We start from the raw sequence: 3,230 nt of genomic DNA on the forward strand, positions 1-3,230 counted from the left end.
TCCTAGGTTTCAGATCTCCGGCCTGGTACCCGGACGAAAGCGGCACTCACGTGCCCCTCCTAAACTACGGGGCAGTGGCGGACAACCGAAGCAGCCGTGTCCCAAGCCGAGGCGCCGCCGCGACCATTGGCATGTGGCGGCCTGCCCTACCAGTGGTTAGTCCAGTTTTTCCAGCTGCATGGTCGTTGTCGTTCCTAGGGCACTCACCTCATATGTAATGAGGTCATCGTCATAAGTGAAAGTCTTTGACGCACTGGTGGATGCTAGGAGCGCTGACTCCATTTCCTTCATATTTCCTTTGGAATTCCATGTATAGGGGCCCGCGGAATCCGGTGCCTGGAAACTACCGGCCCAGTACAAGGATCTGGATTTATCTTCCTCGCTCACCCAATTGATGGTGATGGAACCATCTTCGATGGAGGCTTGGTGGTAATCCGTGTCTGCTTCGACCTGTTTCCAGGTACCAGAAAGGTCTGGTGCAGATTCTGCCGTCTCGGCCGCGACAGGTATGTCCTCTTGTCCTTGGTTGCCGCCACAAGCGAAAAGGGACAGTGCAAGGAAGGGAAGCGCCACGATGCTGGAGATGGTGCGTTGGAATCTCATGTTGGATCCTTCTGATTGTGGGGGAGCAATCTCGACGAGGATAGAACGCCCCAGAGCCTGCGGACGTTGTGTGTCAAGAGCAGGCATCCCGCGTGTCGTCCATCGACTCTCAAATTCTGGGATTTCCTTTCCGCTCAGGGGGTAAACAACCGCGTTCACTGGTGGGGAAAAGGTCCCGTTGATTCCCCGCTCGTAAGCCCCTCTCGATAGCATTGTTCTTATACCGAAGGGAGCAGTGATGAAGGCAGTTGTCGTCGAATCGTTCAAGAAATTCCCCGTTCTCAAAGAGGTGGAGAAGCCCACTCCGGGCCCGGGAGAAGTGCTCCTGAAGATTGCCGGCGCGGGTGCCTGCCACTCTGACGTCGCGATCTTCAAGGACTTCGAATCCGATCCCAACGGCGGGCTCATCGAACCGCCGTTCATCCTCGGTCACGAGAACTCCGGCTGGGTCGAGGAGGTCGGTGCCGGTGTCACCGGATTCACCAAGGGCGACGCGTACCTCTGCTACGGGCCCATCGGCTGCGGCCACTGCCCGCCGTGTACGCGCGGTCAGGACACGTACTGCGAGAATCCGCACGAGGTCGGTTACATGGCCAACGGCATCGGCCGCGACGGTGGCATGGCCGAGTACATGGTCGCCCCCGCACGCAACCTGGTGCCCCTCGGTGACAACGTCGATCCCGTGGCCGCCGCGCCCCTCGCCGACGCCGGCCTTACCCCGTACCACGCCATCAAGCGCGCACTCCCATATCTCGACAAGGGCGGCAGCACCGCGCTGGTCATCGGTCTGGGCGGATTGGGACGGATAGGCGTTCAGATCCTCAAGGCCCTCACCGGTGCCACGGTCATCGCCACGGACATGAAGCCCGAGGCCATGGCCGAGGCCGAGAAGTTCGGCGCAATAACCGTCCCGGGTGGCGAGGGCCAGGCTGAGAAGATCCGCGAACTCACCGGTGGCCGCGGCGTCGACGCCGTGTTCGACTTTGTCGGCGCCGCCCCCACCATTGCGCTCGGTGCTGCAACCGTTGCGCAGCGTGGCTCGCTGACCGTCGTGGGTATCGCCGGCGGCGAGTTCGCGTGGAACTTCTTCGCCGTGCCCTACGAGGTGAACTTCTCGTCCACCTACTGGGGCACCATCGAGGAACTCCACGAGGTGGTCGCCATGTACCGCGCCGGCCAGATCGTGCCGGCCGTTGAGAAATACACACTCGACAACGCGCTCGAGGCGTACGAAAAGCTGCGTGACGGCGCCCTGTCCGCGCGCGCCGTCGTCGTCCCGCACGCCTGACAACGAATCCAGGAAAGCCCGCGGTCCTCTTGGCCCGCGGGCTTTCCCTGTCCCCGGACCAACTACGACGCCGCCTTGCCACCCCTGCGGATGGTGGCAGCTCATGTGCGGATTCCGTAGGGTGGGGACAAACAATAGAAAGGTGGCTTAGCTCATGACGACCAAGATCATTGAGACCTACTTACAGGATCACCACGCGGGTTCCGCGGCTGGACTGGACGCGTTCCGGCGGGTTGCTGACGGCCACGGTGACCGCGAGGTCAGGTCGAAAGTTGGGCGGATTGCCTACGACGTGGCCGAGGATCAGCGCTCACTCGAGACCATCATGTCGGCCTTCGATGTCAAGCCCAGCCAGCTCAAAGATATCCCCGCACGGGCAGCCGAGAAGATCGCCCGGCTCAAGCTGAATGAGCGAGTGACCCAGCGGTCGCCGCTGTCGGACGTCGAGGAGCTCGAGGCACTCACGGCCGCTGTTCACGCCAAATCACTGGGCTGGCGCATGCTCCTTGAGGTTGACGATGACCGCCTGGATAAGTCCAAGCTCGAGGAACTGCTCAATCGCGCTCGGGAGCAGGAGAACGAGCTGGAAGAGCTGCGGCTGAAGCAGGCGCCGAAGCTCAATCAGTCCTGATCCGCAACACCTTCGGCGGGCAGTGCGGAGAAATCGAAGTACTAGGTTCGCGCGGCGCAGGCCGAGAACACAAACGAAAAGTCCGGGGAGGCCACATGTGGCGGCCCCGGACTTTTCGTTCCGTGCCGCTGGAACCAAGGTGCTGAAAGTGATCCTGACGGCCTAGCTGTAAGAGGGCGTGACGTTGTTGGCACGGGCTGGGGTGCGTGAGGCCGGGGGCTGGTGAGCCAGCTGCCGCCTCCCAATGTTGCGCGGTGGCCCCTCTCATCCGCACCGACGGCACAGCCGATCGTCCTCGACAATGCGGTACGCGAGCACAACGGGACCCGGTTCAAGGCGTTGCCCGGTCGCTTCGAGACCAAGTTCATCAAATCGGCAGAACGAGGTCAGGTCAATGCAGGTGAATCCCGGATCAGGGGTAGCTTCAGGCACGTCGAGTTCTCCCAGATGAGGCGTGCAGACGCCTTCATCCTCGAGAGGCATTGACCCCTATCCGGATACGGACCCGTCGACACCCTGATAAACGTCCATCACACCATCATCTGGGAAGAGCCTGTAAACATTCACCGGCCGGCACGTTCGTACAACATCAATTGTGTTCCGAAAATTTATCCTCTTCCGCATCCGTCTTCGGTGTTGCCTCCGCCAGTTCGTCGAACTCGAAGTGCTCCAGGGGAGTGCGGGTGATGTACGTGGCGCGGGCGATCG

Annotated in this window: 3 protein-coding genes and 1 pseudogene; 2 read left to right on the top strand and 2 right to left on the bottom strand. The window is 61.3% G+C overall.

Going from position 1 to position 3,230, the window contains the following annotated elements:
- Positions 1-156 precede the first annotated feature (156 nt).
- Positions 157-603: a hypothetical protein gene (locus Q4E95_RS12185; RefSeq protein WP_303383560.1), complete on the bottom strand. Its 447-nt coding sequence runs from the start codon at positions 601-603 to the stop codon at positions 157-159.
- A 238-nt stretch (positions 604-841) separates the two neighbouring features.
- Here Q4E95_RS12185 and Q4E95_RS12190 point away from each other — a divergent pair, with 238 nt between their 5' ends.
- Both Q4E95_RS12190 and Q4E95_RS12195 read left to right on the top strand, forming a co-directional pair.
- Complete coding sequence (locus Q4E95_RS12190; RefSeq protein ID WP_303383561.1) at positions 842-1,891, top strand: NAD(P)-dependent alcohol dehydrogenase; 1,050 nt, start codon at positions 842-844, stop codon at positions 1,889-1,891.
- A 154-nt stretch (positions 1,892-2,045) separates the two neighbouring features.
- Positions 2,046-2,522, top strand: a complete 477-nt coding sequence (locus tag Q4E95_RS12195; protein ID WP_303383562.1) for a hypothetical protein — start codon at positions 2,046-2,048, stop codon at positions 2,520-2,522.
- A 267-nt stretch (positions 2,523-2,789) separates the two neighbouring features.
- On the opposite strand, the pseudogene Q4E95_RS12200 reads toward Q4E95_RS12195, so the two are convergent.
- Positions 2,790-2,954 (bottom strand): annotated as a pseudogene (locus Q4E95_RS12200) (ISL3 family transposase); the annotation flags it as partial.
- Positions 2,955-3,230 lie beyond the last annotated feature (276 nt).

Origin of the sequence: Kocuria sp., from assembly GCF_030536815.1 — a bacterium.
Lineage (GTDB): Bacteria > Actinomycetota > Actinomycetes > Actinomycetales > Micrococcaceae > Kocuria > Kocuria gwangalliensis.

What these genes read in the sequence shown, in the direction of transcription:
- Q4E95_RS12185 (WP_303383560.1), bottom strand. Translation starts at nt 603, where the DNA reads ATGAGATTCCAACGCACCATCTCCAGCATCGTGGCGCTTCCCTTCCTT.
- Q4E95_RS12190 (WP_303383561.1), top strand. Translation starts at nt 842, where the DNA reads ATGAAGGCAGTTGTCGTCGAATCGTTCAAGAAATTCCCCGTTCTCAAA.
- Q4E95_RS12195 (WP_303383562.1), top strand. Translation starts at nt 2,046, where the DNA reads ATGACGACCAAGATCATTGAGACCTACTTACAGGATCACCACGCGGGT.